Origin of the sequence: Escherichia sp. WS338 (genome assembly GCF_046486405.1) — a bacterium.
In the GTDB taxonomy this organism is placed as follows: domain Bacteria; phylum Pseudomonadota; class Gammaproteobacteria; order Enterobacterales; family Enterobacteriaceae; genus Escherichia; species Escherichia coli.
In genome coordinates, this window is the sequence record NZ_JBJQLL010000007.1 from 116,035 (window position 1) to 131,249 (window position 15,215).

The 15,215-nt window shown below is 53.3% G+C and carries 14 protein-coding genes; all 14 read left to right on the forward strand.

All coding sequences use genetic code 11. The features are described from left to right. Nucleotides 1–92 precede the first annotated feature (92 nt). The 14 genes from ilvI to murG all read left to right on the forward strand — a co-directional run bounded on the left by ilvI (nt 93) and on the right by murG (nt 15,174). Nucleotides 93–1,817, forward strand: coding sequence for an acetolactate synthase 3 large subunit (gene ilvI / locus ACJHWT_RS08630; protein WP_000425653.1), 1,725 nt, complete (start codon nt 93–95; stop codon nt 1,815–1,817). A gap of 2 nt (nt 1,818–1,819) precedes the next feature. Beyond that, nucleotides 1,820–2,311 (forward strand): acetolactate synthase small subunit, encoded by a 492-nt coding sequence (gene ilvN, locus ACJHWT_RS08635; RefSeq protein ID WP_001252744.1) that lies wholly within the window; start codon nt 1,820–1,822, stop codon nt 2,309–2,311. 11 nt (nt 2,312–2,322) lie between these two features. Then, a complete protein-coding gene (locus ACJHWT_RS08640; RefSeq protein ID WP_001303787.1) occupies nt 2,323–2,409 on the forward strand; it encodes a fruR/shl operon leader peptide in 87 nt (28 codons plus the stop codon). Between the two features lie 81 nt (nt 2,410–2,490). Beyond that, a complete protein-coding gene (gene cra, locus ACJHWT_RS08645) occupies nt 2,491–3,495 on the forward strand; it encodes a catabolite repressor/activator (RefSeq protein ID WP_000762401.1) in 1,005 nt (334 codons plus the stop codon). 601 nt (nt 3,496–4,096) lie between these two features. Further along, nucleotides 4,097–4,555 (forward strand): division/cell wall cluster transcriptional repressor MraZ, encoded by a 459-nt coding sequence (mraZ, locus tag ACJHWT_RS08650; protein WP_001295770.1) that lies wholly within the window; start codon nt 4,097–4,099, stop codon nt 4,553–4,555. A gap of 1 nt (nt 4,556) precedes the next feature. After that, the gene (rsmH, locus tag ACJHWT_RS08655) at nt 4,557–5,498 is read left to right on the forward strand and encodes a 16S rRNA (cytosine(1402)-N(4))-methyltransferase RsmH (protein WP_000970479.1); all 942 of its coding nucleotides are present in this window, start codon (nt 4,557–4,559) and stop codon (nt 5,496–5,498) included. Further along, nucleotides 5,495–5,860: a cell division protein FtsL gene (ftsL, locus tag ACJHWT_RS08660; protein ID WP_000625658.1), complete on the forward strand. Its 366-nt coding sequence runs from the start codon at nt 5,495–5,497 to the stop codon at nt 5,858–5,860. Before rsmH ends, ftsL begins: the two co-directional genes overlap by 4 nt. A gap of 15 nt (nt 5,861–5,875) precedes the next feature. After that, on the forward strand, nt 5,876–7,642 hold the full coding sequence (gene ftsI / locus ACJHWT_RS08665) for a peptidoglycan glycosyltransferase FtsI (protein ID WP_000642212.1): 1,767 nt from the start codon (nt 5,876–5,878) through the stop codon (nt 7,640–7,642). After that, on the forward strand, nt 7,629–9,116 hold the full coding sequence (gene murE, locus ACJHWT_RS08670) for a UDP-N-acetylmuramoyl-L-alanyl-D-glutamate--2,6-diaminopimelate ligase (RefSeq protein WP_000785124.1): 1,488 nt from the start codon (nt 7,629–7,631) through the stop codon (nt 9,114–9,116). The genes ftsI and murE overlap by 14 nt, the downstream gene beginning before the upstream one ends. Further along, nucleotides 9,113–10,471 carry a UDP-N-acetylmuramoyl-tripeptide--D-alanyl-D-alanine ligase gene (gene murF, locus ACJHWT_RS08675; RefSeq protein WP_000626657.1) on the forward strand — a complete coding sequence of 453 codons (1,359 nt, stop codon included), beginning with the start codon at nt 9,113–9,115 and terminating at the stop codon, nt 10,469–10,471. The genes murE and murF overlap by 4 nt, the downstream gene beginning before the upstream one ends. Further along, the gene (gene mraY, locus ACJHWT_RS08680; RefSeq protein ID WP_000964134.1) at nt 10,465–11,547 is read left to right on the forward strand and encodes a phospho-N-acetylmuramoyl-pentapeptide-transferase; all 1,083 of its coding nucleotides are present in this window, start codon (nt 10,465–10,467) and stop codon (nt 11,545–11,547) included. Before murF ends, mraY begins: the two co-directional genes overlap by 7 nt. Before the next feature lie 2 nt (nt 11,548–11,549). Further along, nucleotides 11,550–12,866 (forward strand): UDP-N-acetylmuramoyl-L-alanine--D-glutamate ligase, encoded by a 1,317-nt coding sequence (gene murD / locus ACJHWT_RS08685; RefSeq protein ID WP_000796455.1) that lies wholly within the window; start codon nt 11,550–11,552, stop codon nt 12,864–12,866. Beyond that, nucleotides 12,866–14,110 (forward strand): cell division protein FtsW, encoded by a 1,245-nt coding sequence (gene ftsW / locus ACJHWT_RS08690; protein WP_001295532.1) that lies wholly within the window; start codon nt 12,866–12,868, stop codon nt 14,108–14,110. The genes murD and ftsW overlap by 1 nt, the downstream gene beginning before the upstream one ends. Next, nucleotides 14,107–15,174: an undecaprenyldiphospho-muramoylpentapeptide beta-N-acetylglucosaminyltransferase gene (gene murG / locus ACJHWT_RS08695; RefSeq protein WP_000016559.1), complete on the forward strand. Its 1,068-nt coding sequence runs from the start codon at nt 14,107–14,109 to the stop codon at nt 15,172–15,174. Before ftsW ends, murG begins: the two co-directional genes overlap by 4 nt. The last annotated feature ends 41 nt before the right edge of the window (nt 15,175–15,215 follow it).

Below are 15,215 nucleotides of genomic sequence, written 5' to 3' on the forward strand. Positions count from 1 at the left end.
CCGTGTTTATGTCTCAGGCTGCCAATTGCTTAAGCAAGATCGGACGGTTAATGTGTTTTACACATTTTTTCCGTCAAACAGTGAGGCAGGCCATGGAGATGTTGTCTGGAGCCGAGATGGTCGTCCGATCGCTTATCGATCAGGGCGTTAAACAAGTATTCGGTTATCCCGGAGGCGCGGTCCTTGATATTTACGATGCATTGCATACCGTGGGTGGTATCGATCATGTTTTAGTTCGTCATGAGCAGGCGGCGGTGCATATGGCCGATGGTCTGGCGCGCGCGACCGGGGAAGTCGGCGTCGTGCTGGTAACGTCGGGTCCAGGGGCGACCAATGCGATTACTGGCATTGCCACCGCTTATATGGATTCCATTCCCTTAGTTGTCCTTTCCGGGCAGGTAGCGACCTCGTTGATAGGCTACGATGCCTTTCAGGAGTGCGACATGGTGGGGATTTCTCGCCCGGTGGTTAAACACAGTTTTCTGGTTAAGCAAACGGAAGACATTCCGCAGGTGCTGAAAAAGGCTTTCTGGCTGGCGGCAAGTGGTCGCCCTGGGCCCGTGGTCGTTGATTTACCCAAAGATATTCTTAATCCGGCGAACAAATTACCCTACGTCTGGCCGGAGTCGGTCAGTATGCGATCTTACAATCCCACTACCTCCGGGCATAAAGGGCAAATTAAGCGCGCTCTGCAAACGCTGGTGGCGGCAAAAAAACCGGTTGTCTATGTAGGCGGTGGGGCAATCACGGCGGGCTGTCATCAGCAGCTAAAAGAAACGGTGGAGGCGTTGAATCTGCCCGTTGTTTCCTCATTAATGGGGCTGGGGGCGTTTCCGGCAACGCATCGTCAGGCACTGGGCATGCTGGGAATGCACGGCACCTACGAAGCCAATATGACGATGCATAACGCGGATGTGATTTTTGCCGTCGGGGTACGTTTTGATGACCGAACGACGAACAATCTGGCGAAGTACTGCCCAAATGCCACGGTTCTGCATATCGATATTGATCCTACTTCCATTTCTAAAACCGTGACTGCTGATATCCCGATTGTGGGGGATGCTCGCCAGGTCCTCGAACAAATGCTTGAACTCCTGTCGCAAGAATCCGTCCATCAACCGCTGGATGAGATCCGCGACTGGTGGCAGCAGATTGAACAGTGGCGCGCTCGTCAGTGCCTGAAATATGACACTCACAGTGAAAAGATTAAACCGCAGGCGGTGATCGAGACTCTTTGGCGGTTGACTAATGGGGACGCTTACGTGACGTCCGATGTCGGGCAGCACCAGATGTTTGCTGCGCTTTATTATCCATTCGACAAACCGCGTCGCTGGATTAACTCTGGCGGCCTCGGCACGATGGGTTTTGGTTTACCTGCGGCACTGGGCGTCAAAATGGCGTTGCCAGAAGAAACCGTGGTTTGCGTCACTGGCGACGGCAGTATTCAGATGAACATCCAGGAACTGTCTACAGCGTTGCAATACGAGTTGCCGGTACTGGTGGTGAATCTCAATAACCGCTATCTGGGGATGGTAAAACAGTGGCAAGACATGATCTATTCCGGCCGTCATTCACAATCTTATATGCAGTCACTACCCGATTTCGTTCGTCTGGCGGAAGCCTATGGTCACGTCGGGATCCAGATCTCTCATCCGCAAGAACTGGAAAGCAAACTTAGCGAGGCGCTGGAACAGGTGCGCAATAATCGCCTGGTGTTTGTTGATGTTACCGTCGATGGCAGTGAGCACGTCTACCCGATGCAGATTCGCGGGGGCGGAATGGATGAAATGTGGTTAAGCAAAACGGAGAGAACCTGATTATGCGCCGGATATTATCAGTCTTACTCGAAAATGAATCAGGCGCGTTATCCCGCGTGATTGGCCTTTTTTCCCAGCGTGGCTACAACATTGAAAGCCTGACCGTTGCGCCAACCGACGATCCGACATTATCGCGTATGACCATCCAGACCGTGGGCGATGAAAAAGTGCTTGAGCAGATCGAAAAGCAATTACACAAGCTGGTCGATGTCTTGCGCGTGAGCGAGTTAGGGCAGGGCGCGCATGTTGAGCGGGAAATCATGCTGGTGAAAATTCAGGCCAGCGGCTACGGGCGTGACGAAGTGAAACGTAATACGGAAATATTCCGTGGGCAAATTATTGATGTCACACCCTCGCTTTATACCGTTCAATTAGCAGGTACCAGCGATAAGCTTGATGCATTTTTAGCATCGATTCGCGATGTGGCGAAAATTGTGGAAGTTGCTCGCTCTGGTGTAGTCGGACTTTCGCGCGGCGATAAAATAATGCGTTGAGAATGATCTCAATGCGCAATTTGCAGCCCAACATGTCACGTTGGGCTTTTTTTGCGAAATCAGTGGGAACCTGGAATAAAAGCAGTTGCCGCAGTTAATTTTCTGCGCTTAGATGTTAATGAATTTAACCCATACCAGTACAATGGCTATGGTTTTTACATTTTACGCAAGGGGCAATTGTGAAACTGGATGAAATCGCTCGGCTGGCGGGAGTGTCGCGGACCACTGCAAGCTATGTTATTAACGGCAAAGCGAAGCAATACCGTGTGAGCGACAAAACCGTTGAAAAAGTCATGGCTGTGGTGCGTGAGCACAATTACCACCCGAACGCCGTGGCAGCTGGGCTTCGTGCTGGACGCACACGTTCTATTGGTCTTGTGATCCCCGATCTGGAGAACACCAGCTATACCCGCATCGCTAACTATCTTGAACGCCAGGCGCGGCAAAGGGGTTATCAACTGCTGATTGCCTGCTCGGAAGATCAGCCCGACAACGAAATGCGTTGTATCGAGCATCTTTTACAGCGTCAGGTTGATGCCATTATTGTTTCGACGTCGTTGCCACCTGAGCATCCTTTTTATCAACGCTGGGCTAACGACCCGTTCCCGATTGTCGCGCTGGACCGCGCCCTCGATCGTGAACATTTCACCAGCGTGGTTGGTGCCGATCAGGATGATGCCGAAATGCTGGCGGAAGAGTTACGTAAGTTTCCCGCCGAGACGGTACTTTATCTTGGCGCGCTGCCGGAGCTTTCTGTCAGCTTCCTGCGTGAACAAGGTTTCCGTACTGCCTGGAAAGATGATCCGCGCGAAGTGCATTTCCTTTATGCCAACAGCTATGAGCGGGAGGCGGCTGCCCAGTTATTCGAAAAATGGCTGGAAACGCATCCGATGCCGCAGGCACTGTTCACAACGTCGTTTGCGTTGTTGCAAGGGGTGATGGATGTCACGCTACGTCGTGACGGCAAACTGCCTTCTGACCTGGCAATTGCCACCTTTGGCGATAACGAACTGCTCGACTTCTTACAGTGCCCGGTGCTGGCAGTGGCTCAACGTCACCGCGATGTCGCAGAGCGTGTGCTGGAGATTGTCCTGGCAAGCCTGGACGAACCGCGTAAGCCAAAACCTGGTTTAACGCGCATTAAACGTAATCTCTATCGCCGCGGCGTGCTCAGCCGTAGCTAAGCCGCGAACAAAAATACGCGCCAGGTGAATTTCTCTCTGGCGCGTTGAGTACGGGAATGGACATCAATATCCTTAAAGTAAATAAGACTATTCCTGGCTATTATTGATAAATGCTTTTAAACTTGCCCGTTAATTACCTCACCAGCTGAAATTCACAATAATTAAGTGATATCGATAGCGCGTTTTTGCATTATTTTGTTACATGCAGAGATGAATTGCCGATTTAACAAACACTTTTCTTTGCTTTTGCGCAAACCCGCTGGCATCAAGCGCCACACAGACGCAACAGGGACTGTTAACCGGGGAAGATATGTCCTAAAATGCCGCTCGCGTCGCAAACTGACACTTTATATTTGCTGTGGAAAATAGTGAGTCATTTTAAAACGGTGATGACGATGAGGGATTTTTTCTTACAGCTATTCATAACGTTAATTTGCTTCGCACGTTGGACGTAAAATAAACAACGCTGATATTAGCCGTAAACATCGGGTTTTTTACCTCGGTATGCCTTGTGACTGGCTTGACAAGCTTTTCCTCCGCTCCGTAAACTCCTTTCAGTGGGAAATTGTGGGGCAAAGTGGGAATAAGGGGTGAGGCTGGCATGTTCCGGGGAGCAACGTTAGTCAATCTCGACAGCAAAGGGCGCTTATCAGTGCCTACCCGTTATCGGGAACAGCTGCTTGAGAACGCTGCCGGTCAAATGGTTTGCACCATTGACATTCATCACCCGTGCCTGCTGCTTTACCCCCTGCCTGAATGGGAAATTATCGAGCAAAAATTATCGCGTCTGTCGAGCATGAACCCGGTTGAGCGCCGTGTGCAGCGCCTACTGTTAGGTCATGCCAGCGAATGTCAGATGGATGGCGCAGGTCGATTGTTAATCGCGCCAGTACTGCGGCAACATGCCGGGCTGACAAAAGAAGTGATGCTGGTTGGACAGTTCAACAAGTTTGAGCTGTGGGATGAAACAACCTGGCATCAACAGGTCAAGGAAGATATCGACGCAGAGCAGTTGGCTACTGGAGACTTATCGGAGCGACTGCAGGACTTGTCTCTATAAAATGATGGAAAACTATAAACATACTACGGTGCTGCTGGATGAAGCCGTTAATGGCCTCAATATCCGTCCTGATGGCATCTACATTGATGGGACTTTTGGTCGCGGTGGTCACTCACGTCTGATCCTCTCGCAGCTTGGCGAAGAGGGGCGTTTGCTGGCGATCGATCGCGACCCGCAGGCTATCGCCGTTGCGAAGACTATTGATGATCCGCGCTTCTCCATCATCCACGGACCTTTCTCCGCGCTGGGCGAATACGTTGCCGAGCGCGATCTTATCGGCAAGATCGACGGCATTCTCCTCGATCTTGGCGTCTCTTCACCGCAACTTGATGATGCTGAACGCGGCTTTTCCTTTATGCGCGATGGTCCGCTGGACATGCGTATGGACCCAACCCGTGGGCAGTCAGCCGCTGAATGGCTACAAACCGCAGAAGAAGCCGATATCGCCTGGGTATTGAAAACCTATGGTGAAGAGCGTTTTGCCAAACGCATTGCCCGCGCCATTGTCGAGCGTAACCGCGAACAGCCGATGACCCGCACCAAAGAACTGGCGGAAGTCGTGGCTGCTGCAACGCCGGTGAAAGATAAGTTTAAACATCCCGCGACCCGTACCTTCCAGGCGGTGCGCATTTGGGTAAACAGTGAACTGGAGGAGATAGAGCAGGCGCTAAAAAGCTCGCTCAACGTGCTGGCCCCGGGTGGGCGGCTTTCGATCATCAGCTTCCACTCGCTGGAAGACCGTATTGTGAAACGTTTTATGCGTGAAAACAGCCGCGGTCCGCAAGTTCCGGCAGGGTTACCGATGACTGAAGAGCAGCTCAAAAAACTGGGTGGCCGTCAGCTGCGAGCACTAGGCAAGTTAATGCCGGGTGAAGAAGAGGTGGCTGAGAACCCTCGTGCCCGTAGTTCAGTTCTGCGTATTGCAGAGAGGACGAACGCATGATCAGCAGAGTGACAGAAGCTCTAAGCAAAGTTAAAGGATCGATGGGAAGCCACGAGCGCCATGCATTGCCTGGTGTTATCGGTGATGATCTTTTGCGATTTGGGAAGCTGCCACTCTGCCTGTTCATTTGCATTATTTTGACGGCGGTGACCGTGGTAACCACGGCGCACCATACCCGTTTACTGACCGCTCAGCGCGAACAACTGGTGCTGGAGCGAGATGCTTTAGACATTGAATGGCGCAACCTGATCCTTGAAGAGAATGCGCTCGGCGACCATAGCCGGGTGGAAAGGATCGCCACGGAAAAGCTGCAAATGCAGCATGTTGATCCGTCACAAGAAAATATCGTAGTGCAAAAATAAGGATAAACGCGACGCATGAAAGCAGCGGCGAAAACGCAGAAACCAAAACGTCAGGAAGAACATGCCAACTTTATCAGTTGGCGTTTTGCGTTGTTATGCGGCTGTATTCTCCTGGCGCTGGCTTTTCTGCTCGGACGCGTAGCGTGGTTACAAGTTATCTCCCCGGATATGCTGGTAAAAGAGGGCGACATGCGTTCTCTTCGCGTTCAGCAAGTTTCCACCTCCCGCGGCATGATTACTGACCGTTCTGGTCGCCCGTTAGCGGTGAGCGTGCCGGTAAAAGCGATTTGGGCTGACCCGAAAGAAGTGCATGACGCTGGCGGTATCAGCGTCGGTGATCGCTGGAAGGCGCTGGCTAACGCACTCAATATTCCGCTGGATCAGCTTTCAGCCCGCATTAACGCCAACCCGAAAGGGCGCTTTATTTATCTGGCGCGTCAGGTAAACCCTGACATGGCAGAGTACATCAAAAAACTGAAACTGCCGGGGATTCATCTGCGTGAAGAATCTCGCCGTTATTATCCATCCGGCGAAGTGACCGCTCACCTCATCGGCTTTACTAACGTCGATAGTCAGGGGATTGAGGGCGTCGAGAAGAGTTTCGATAAATGGCTTACCGGGCAGCCGGGTGAGCGCATTGTGCGTAAAGACCGCTATGGTCGCGTAATTGAAGATATCTCTTCCACCGACAGTCAGGCGGCGCACAACCTGGCGCTGAGTATTGATGAACGCCTGCAGGCGCTGGTTTATCGCGAACTGAACAACGCGGTGGCCTTTAACAAAGCTGAATCTGGTAGCGCCGTGCTGGTGGATGTCAACACCGGTGAAGTGCTGGCGATGGCTAACAGCCCGTCATACAACCCAAACAATCTGAGTGGCACGCCGAAAGAGGCGATGCGTAACCGTACCATCACTGACGTGTTTGAACCGGGTTCAACGGTTAAACCGATGGTGGTGATGACCGCGTTGCAACGTGGCGTAGTGCGGGAAAACTCGGTACTGAATACCGTTCCTTATCGAATTAACGGCCACGAAATCAAAGACGTGGCACGCTACAGCGAATTAACCCTGACCGGGGTATTACAGAAGTCGAGTAACGTCGGTGTTTCCAAGCTGGCGTTAGCGATGCCGTCCTCAGCGTTAGTAGATACTTACTCACGTTTTGGACTGGGAAAAGCGACCAATTTGGGGTTGGTCGGAGAACGCAGTGGCTTATATCCTCAAAAACAACGGTGGTCTGACATAGAGAGGGCCACCTTCTCTTTCGGCTACGGGCTAATGGTAACACCGTTACAGTTAGCGCGAGTCTACGCAACTATCGGCAGCTACGGCATTTATCGCCCACTGTCGATTACCAAAGTTGACCCCCCGGTTCCCGGTGAACGAGTCTTCCCGGAATCCATTGTTCGCACCGTGGTGCATATGATGGAAAGCGTGGCGCTACCGGGCGGCGGCGGCGTGAAGGCGGCGATTAAAGGCTATCGTATCGCCATTAAAACCGGTACCGCGAAAAAGGTCGGGCCGGACGGTCGCTACATCAATAAATATATTGCTTATACCGCAGGCGTTGCGCCTGCGAGTCAGCCGCGCTTCGCGCTGGTTGTTGTTATCAACGATCCGCAGGCGGGTAAATACTACGGCGGCGCCGTTTCCGCGCCGGTCTTTGGTGCCATCATGGGCGGCGTATTGCGTACCATGAACATCGAACCGGATGCGCTGACAACGGGCGATAAAAATGAATTTGTGATTAATCAAGGCGAGGGGACAGGTGGCAGATCGTAATTTGCGCGACCTTCTTGCTCCGTGGGTGCCAGACGCACCTTCGCGAGCACTGCGAGAGATGACACTCGACAGCCGTGTGGCTGCGGCGGGCGATCTCTTTGTAGCTGTAGTAGGTCATCAGGCGGACGGGCGTCGATATATCCCGCAGGCGATAGCGCAAGGTGTGGCTGCCATTATTGCAGAGGCGAAAGATGAGGCGACCGACGGTGAAATCCGTGAAATGCACGGCGTACCGGTCATCTATCTCAGCCAGCTCAACGAGCGTTTATCTGCACTGGCGGGCCGCTTTTACCATGAACCCTCTGACAATTTACGTCTCGTGGGCGTAACGGGCACCAACGGCAAAACCACGACGACCCAGCTGCTGGCGCAGTGGAGCCAACTGCTTGGCGAAACCAGCGCGGTAATGGGCACCGTTGGTAACGGCCTGCTGGGGAAAGTGATCCCGACAGAAAATACAACCGGTTCGGCAGTCGATGTTCAGCATGAGCTGGCGGGGCTGGTGGATCAGGGCGCGACTTTTTGCGCAATGGAAGTTTCCTCCCACGGACTGGTACAGCACCGTGTGGCGGCATTGAAATTTGCGGCGTCGGTCTTTACCAACTTAAGCCGCGATCACCTTGATTATCATGGTGATATGGAACACTACGAAGCCGCGAAATGGCTGCTTTATTCTGAGCATCATTGCGGTCAGGCGATTATTAACGCCGACGATGAAGTGGGCCGCCGCTGGCTGGCAAAACTGCCGGACGCGGTTGCGGTATCAATGGAAGATCATATCAATCCGAACTGTCACGGACGCTGGTTGAAAGCGACAGAAGTGAACTATCACGACAGCGGTGCGACGATTCGCTTTAGCTCAAGCTGGGGCGATGGCGAAATTGAAAGCCATCTGATGGGCGCTTTTAACGTCAGCAACTTGCTGCTGGCGCTGGCGACGCTGCTGGCGCTGGGCTACCCGCTGGCTGATCTGTTAAAAACCGCCGCGCGTCTGCAACCGGTTTGTGGACGTATGGAAGTGTTCACTGCGCCAGGCAAACCGACGGTAGTGGTGGATTACGCGCATACGCCAGATGCACTGGAAAAAGCCTTACAGGCGGCGCGTTTGCACTGTGCGGGCAAGCTGTGGTGCGTCTTTGGCTGTGGTGGCGATCGTGATAAAGGCAAACGTCCACTGATGGGCGCAATTGCTGAAGAGTTTGCTGACGTGGCGGTGGTGACGGACGATAACCCGCGTACCGAAGAACCGCGTGCCATCATCAACGATATTCTGGCGGGAATGTTAGATGCCGGACATGCCAAAGTGATGGAAGGCCGTGCTGAAGCGGTGACTTGCGCCGTTATGCAGGCTAAAGAGAATGATGTGGTACTGGTCGCGGGCAAAGGTCATGAGGATTACCAGATTGTTGGCAATCAGCGTCTGGACTACTCCGATCGCGTCACGGTGGCGCGTCTGCTGGGGGTGATTGCATGATTAGCGTAACCCTTAGCCAACTTACCGATATTCTCAACGGTGAACTAAAAGGGGCAGATATCACCCTTGATGCTGTAACCACAGACACACGAAAACTGACGCCGGGTTGCCTGTTTGTTGCCCTGAAAGGCGAACGTTTCGATGCCCATGATTTTGCTGACCAGGCGAAAGCTGGCGGTGCGGGTGCACTACTGGTTAACCGTCCGCTGGATATCGATCTGCCGCAGGTAATCGTCAAGGATACTCGTCTGGCGTTTGGTGAACTGGCTGCATGGGTTCGCCAGCAAGTTCCGGCGCGCGTGGTTGCTCTGACGGGTTCCTCCGGCAAAACCTCCGTTAAAGAGATGACGGCAGCGATTTTAAGCCAGTGTGGCAACACGCTTTATACGGCAGGCAATCTCAACAACGACATCGGTGTACCGATGACGCTGTTGCGCTTAACGCCAGAGTACGATTACGCAGTAATTGAACTTGGCGCGAACCATCAGGGCGAAATTGCCTGGACTGTGAGTCTGACTCGCCCGGAAGCGGCGCTGGTCAATAACCTGGCGGCAGCGCATCTGGAAGGTTTTGGCTCGCTTGCGGGTGTCGCGAAAGCGAAAGGTGAAATCTTTAGCGGCCTGCCGGAAAACGGTATCGCCATTATGAACGCCGACAACAACGACTGGCTGAACTGGCAAAGCGTAATTGGCTCACGCAAAGTGTGGCGTTTCTCACCTAATGCCGCCAACAGCGATTTCACCGCCACCAACATCCATGTGACTTCGCACGGTACGGAATTTACCCTGCAAACCCCAACCGGTAGCGTGGATGTTCTGCTGCCGTTGCCGGGGCGTCACAATATTGCGAATGCGCTGGCAGCCGCTGCGCTCTCCATGTCCGTGGGCGCAACGCTTGATGCTATCAAAGCGGGGCTGGCAAATCTGAAAGCTGTTCCAGGCCGTCTGTTCCCCATCCAACTGGCGGAAAACCAGTTGCTGCTCGACGACTCCTACAACGCCAATGTCGGTTCAATGACCGCAGCAGTCCAGGTACTGGCTGAAATGCCGGGCTACCGCGTGCTGGTGGTGGGCGATATGGCGGAACTGGGCGCTGAAAGCGAAGCCTGCCATATACAGGTGGGCGAAGCGGCAAAAGCAGCTGGTATTGACCGCGTGTTAAGCGTGGGCAAACAAAGCCATGCTATCAGCACTGCCAGCGGTGTTGGCGAACATTTTTCCGATAAAACTGCGCTTATCGCGCGTCTTAAATCACTGATTGCTGAGCAACAGGTAATTACGATTTTAGTTAAGGGTTCACGTAGTGCTGCCATGGAAGAGGTAGTACGCGCTTTACAGGAGAATGGGACATGTTAGTTTGGCTGGCCGAACATTTGGTCAAATATTATTCCGGCTTTAACGTCTTTTCCTATCTGACGTTTCGCGCCATCGTCAGCCTGCTGACTGCGCTGTTCATCTCATTGTGGATGGGCCCGCGCATGATTGCTCATTTGCAAAAACTTTCCTTTGGTCAGGTGGTGCGTAACGACGGTCCTGAATCACACTTCAGCAAGCGCGGTACGCCGACCATGGGCGGGATTATGATCCTGACAGCGATTGTGATCTCCGTACTGCTGTGGGCTTACCCGTCCAATCCGTACGTCTGGTGCGTGTTGGTAGTGCTGGTAGGTTACGGTGTTATTGGCTTTGTTGATGATTATCGCAAAGTAGTGCGTAAAGACACCAAAGGGTTGATCGCTCGTTGGAAGTATTTCTGGATGTCGGTCATTGCGCTGGGTGTCGCCTTCGCGCTGTACCTTGTTGGCAAAGACACGCCCGCAACGCAGCTGGTGGTCCCATTTTTTAAAGATGTGATGCCGCAACTGGGGCTGTTCTACATTCTGCTGGCTTACTTCGTCATTGTGGGTACTGGCAACGCGGTAAACCTGACCGATGGTCTTGACGGTCTGGCAATTATGCCGACCGTATTTGTCGCCGGTGGTTTTGCGCTGGTGGCGTGGGCGACCGGCAACATGAACTTTGCCAGCTATTTACACATACCGTATCTGCGACACGCCGGGGAACTGGTTATTGTCTGTACCGCGATAGTCGGGGCAGGACTGGGCTTCCTGTGGTTTAACACCTATCCGGCGCAGGTCTTTATGGGCGATGTCGGTTCGCTGGCGTTAGGTGGTGCGTTAGGCATTATCGCCGTACTGCTACGTCAGGAATTCCTGCTGGTGATTATGGGGGGCGTGTTCGTGGTAGAAACGCTTTCTGTCATCCTGCAGGTCGGCTCCTTTAAACTGCGCGGACAACGTATTTTCCGCATGGCACCGATTCATCACCACTATGAACTGAAAGGCTGGCCGGAACCGCGCGTCATTGTACGTTTCTGGATTATTTCGCTGATGCTGGTCCTGATTGGTCTGGCAACGCTGAAGGTACGTTAATCATGGCTGATTACCAGGGTAAAAATGTCGTCATTATCGGCCTGGGCCTCACCGGGCTTTCTTGCGTGGACTTTTTCCTCGCTCGCGGTGTGACGCCGCGCGTTATGGATACGCGTATGACACCGCCTGGCCTGGATAAATTACCCGAAGCTGTAGAACGCCACACGGGCGGTCTGAATGATGAATGGCTGATGGCGGCCGATCTGATTGTCGCCAGTCCCGGTATTGCACTGGCGCATCCATCCTTAAGCGCTGCCGCTGATGCCGGAATCGAAATCGTTGGCGATATCGAGCTGTTCTGTCGTGAAGCACAAGCACCGATTGTGGCGATCACCGGTTCTAACGGCAAAAGCACGGTCACCACGCTAGTGGGTGAAATGGCGAAAGCGGCGGGGGTTAACGTTGGTGTGGGTGGCAATATTGGCCTGCCTGCGTTGATGCTGCTGGATGATGAGTGCGAACTGTACGTGCTGGAGCTGTCGAGCTTCCAGCTTGAAACCACCTCCAGTTTACAGGCGGTAGCAGCGACCATTCTGAACGTGACTGAAGATCATATGGATCGCTATCCGTTTGGTTTACAACAGTATCGTGCAGCAAAACTGCGCATTTACGAAAACGCAAAAATTTGCGTGGTTAATGCTGATGATGCCTTAACAATGCCGATTCGCGGTGCGGATGAACGCTGCGTCAGCTTTGGCGTCAACATGGGTGACTATCACCTGAATCATCAGCAGGGTGAAACCTGGCTGCGGGTGAAAGGCGAGAAAGTGCTGAACGTGAAAGAAATGAAACTTTCCGGGCAGCATAACTACACCAATGCACTGGCAGCTCTGGCACTGGCAGATGCCGCTGGTTTGCCGCGAGCCAGCAGCCTGAAAGCATTAACCACATTCACTGGTCTGCCGCATCGCTTTGAAGTTGTGCTGGAGCATAACGGTGTGCGCTGGATTAACGATTCAAAAGCGACCAACGTCGGCAGTACGGAAGCGGCACTGAATGGCCTGCACGTAGACGGCACGCTGCATTTGTTGCTGGGCGGCGATGGTAAATCGGCAGATTTTAGCCCACTGGCGCGTTACCTGAATGGCGATAACGTACGTCTGTATTGTTTCGGTCGGGACGGCGCGCAGCTGGCGGCGCTACGCCCGGAAGTGGCAGAACAAACCGAAACCATGGAACAGGCGATGCGCTTGCTGGCTCCGCGTGTTCAGCCGGGCGATATGGTTCTGCTCTCCCCGGCCTGTGCCAGCCTTGATCAGTTCAAGAACTTTGAACAACGAGGCAATGAGTTTGCCCGTCTGGCGAAGGAGTTAGGTTGATGCGTTTATCTCTCCCTCGCCTGAAAATGCCGCGCCTGCCAGGATTCAGTATTCTGGTCTGGATCTCCACGGCGCTAAAGGGCTGGGTGATGGGCTCGCGGGAAAAAGATACCGACAGCCTGATCATGTACGATCGCACCTTACTGTGGCTGACCTTCGGCCTCGCGGCGATTGGCTTTATCATGGTGACCTCGGCGTCAATGCCCATAGGGCAACGCTTAACCAACGATCCGTTCTTCTTCGCGAAGCGTGATGGCGTCTATCTGATCCTGGCATTCATTCTGGCGATCATTACGCTGCGTCTGCCGATGGAGTTCTGGCAACGCTACAGTGCCACGATGCTGCTCGGATCTATCATCCTGCTGATGATCGTTCTGGTAGTGGGTAGCTCGGTTAAAGGGGCATCGCGTTGGATCGATCTCGGTTTGCTGCGTATTCAGCCTGCGGAGCTGACAAAACTGTCGCTGTTTTGCTATATCGCCAACTATCTGGTGCGTAAAGGCGACGAAGTACGTAATAACCTGCGCGGCTTTCTGAAACCGATGGGCGTAATTCTGGTGTTGGCAGTGTTACTGCTGGCACAGCCAGACCTTGGTACGGTGGTGGTGTTGTTTGTGACTACGCTGGCGATGTTGTTCCTGGCGGGAGCGAAATTGTGGCAGTTCATTGCCATTATCGGTATGGGCATTTCAGCGGTTGTGTTGCTGATCCTCGCCGAACCGTACCGTATCCGCCGTGTTACCGCATTCTGGAATCCGTGGGAAGATCCCTTTGGCAGCGGCTATCAGTTAACGCAATCGTTGATGGCGTTTGGTCGCGGTGAACTGTGGGGACAAGGTTTAGGTAACTCGGTACAAAAACTGGAGTATCTGCCGGAAGCGCACACTGACTTTATTTTCGCCATTATCGGCGAAGAACTGGGGTATGTCGGTGTGGTGCTGGCACTTTTAATGGTATTCTTCGTCGCTTTTCGCGCGATGTCGATTGGCCGCAAAGCATTAGAAATTGACCACCGTTTTTCCGGTTTTCTCGCCTGTTCTATTGGTATCTGGTTTAGTTTCCAGGCGCTGGTTAACGTAGGCGCGGCGGCGGGGATGTTACCGACCAAAGGTCTGACATTGCCGCTGATCAGTTACGGTGGTTCGAGCTTATTGATTATGTCGACAGCCATCATGATGCTGTTGCGTATTGATTATGAAACGCGTCTGGAGAAAGCGCAGGCGTTTGTACGAGGTTCACGATGAGTGGTCAAGGAAAGCGATTAATGGTGATGGCAGGCGGAACCGGTGGACATGTATTCCCGGGACTGGCGGTTGCGCACCATCTAATGGCTCAGGGTTGGCAAGTTCGCTGGCTGGGGACTGCCGACCGTATGGAAGCGGACTTAGTGCCAAAACATGGCATCGAAATTGATTTCATTCGTATCTCTGGTCTGCGTGGAAAAGGTATAAAAGCACTGATAGCTGCCCCGCTGCGTATCTTCAACGCCTGGCGTCAGGCGCGGGCGATTATGAAAGCGTACAAACCTGACGTGGTGCTCGGTATGGGCGGCTACGTATCAGGTCCAGGTGGTCTGGCCGCGTGGTCGTTAGGTATTCCGGTTGTGCTTCATGAACAAAACGGTATTGCGGGATTAACCAATAAATGGCTGGCGAAGATTGCCACCAAAGTGATGCAGGCGTTTCCAGGCGCTTTCCCTAATGCGGAAGTGGTGGGTAACCCGGTGCGTACCGATGTGCTGGCGCTGCCGTTGCCGCAGCAACGTTTGGCTGGACGTGAAGGTCCGGTTCGTGTGTTGGTAGTGGGTGGTTCCCAGGGCGCACGCATTCTTAACCAGACAATGCCGCAGGTTGCTGCGAAACTGGGTGATTCAGTCACTATCTGGCATCAGAGCGGTAAAGGTTCGCAACAATCCGTTGAACAGGCGTATGCCGAAGCGGGGCAACCGCAGCATAAAGTGACGGAATTTATTGATGATATGGCGGCGGCGTATGCGTGGGCGGATGTCGTCGTTTGCCGCTCCGGTGCGTTAACGGTGAGTGAAATCGCCGCGGCAGGACTACCGGCGTTGTTTGTGCCGTTTCAACATAAAGACCGCCAGCAATACTGGAATGCGCTACCGCTGGAAAAAGCGGGCGCAGCCAAAATTATCGAGCAGCCACAGCTTAGCGTGGATGCTGTCGCCAACACCCTGGCCGGGTGGTCGCGAGAAACCTTATTAACCATGGCAGAACGCGCCCGCGCCGCATCCATTCCGGATGCCACCGAGCGAGTGGCAAATGAAGTGAGCCGGGCTGCCCGGGCGTAATTGTAGCGATGCCTTTTGCATCGTATGAATTTAAGAAGTTA